Here is a 1,146-nt window from a genome sequence, read left to right on the forward strand (position 1 = left end):
GCCCGCATGATAAAGCTGCCCTGCTGGTTGATACTGCCGCCGATCACCTGGTCGCCGGATTTTTTGCTGACTGCCAAAGGCTCACCGGTCACCATGGATTCATCCACGTTGGAGCTGCCTTCAAGCACCTCGCCGTCCAACGGCACCTTGTCTCCCGGACGTACCCGCAAGCGGTCACCGACCTTGACCTGATCAAGCGACACATCGGATTCGCTGCCATCGTCGTCCAGTTTTCTGGCCGTCGCCGGTGCCAGATCCAGCAGGGCCTTGATGGCACCAGAGGTTTTCTCTCTGGCGCGCAATTCCAGCACCTGCCCCAGCAGCACCAGCACCACGATGACAGCAGCCGCCTCGAAGTAGACGGCGACCGACCCGTCTTCCTGCCGGAAGGCGCCTGGGAAGATCTGCGGCGCCAGGGTCGCCACCAGGCTGTAGATCAGCGCGACGCCGGTACCAATGGCAATGAGCGTAAACATGTTCAAGTTACGGCTAACCACGGATTTCCAACCCCGGACGAAGAAGGGCCAACCGCACCAGAGCACCACAGGCGTTGCCAGCACCAGTTGAATCCAGTTGGACATCTGCGGGGCTATAATGTGATCGAGTCCGGTGAGGTGCCCACCCATCTCCAGTACCAGTACAGGCAGGGCCAGCACCAGGCCGATCCAGAATCGGCGGGTCATGTCTTTGAGTTCTTCCGAAGGCCCGTCGTCCAGGCTTACCTGCTCGGGCTCTAGGGCCATGCCGCAGATTGGGCAGTCCCCTGGCCCTTGCTGCCGAATCTCGGGGTGCATGGGACAGGTATACATAGTGCCCGGCGCTACCGGCTCTTGCTGTTTCTTTTCCCAATCGAGGTACTGCTCAGGGTCCTCGTCGAATTTGGACTGGCAACGCGACGAGCAGAAGTACCAGGTTTTACCGCCATGCTGGCTGCGGTGTTCCGCGGTATGCGGATCGACTGCCATGCCGCAAACCGGATCCTTGGCGGTGTGCCCGCCAGGTTCTTTATCGGCGTGGTGATCGTGGTCATGGGCGTGATGGTGCTCAGCCATTCTGATCTCCTGTTTTATCGGCGGGCCAGTCTGCAAATGCAATGAAATACAGCAGAACCAGATTGACGATAGGGATCAGTATCAGTACACCCAT

Annotated in this window: 1 protein-coding gene; it reads right to left on the reverse strand. The window is 59.3% G+C overall.

The features are described 5' to 3' along the window. On the reverse strand, window positions 1-1,052 hold a 1,052-nt coding region (locus tag B2W52_RS10555), incomplete at its 3' end, for a P-type ATPase actuator domain-containing protein (protein WP_286802940.1). Window positions 1,053-1,146 lie beyond the last annotated feature (94 nt).

Source organism: Marinobacter sp. UBA2498, from assembly GCF_002341575.1.
GTDB classification, from domain to species: domain Bacteria; phylum Pseudomonadota; class Gammaproteobacteria; order Pseudomonadales; family Oleiphilaceae; genus Marinobacter; species Marinobacter manganoxydans.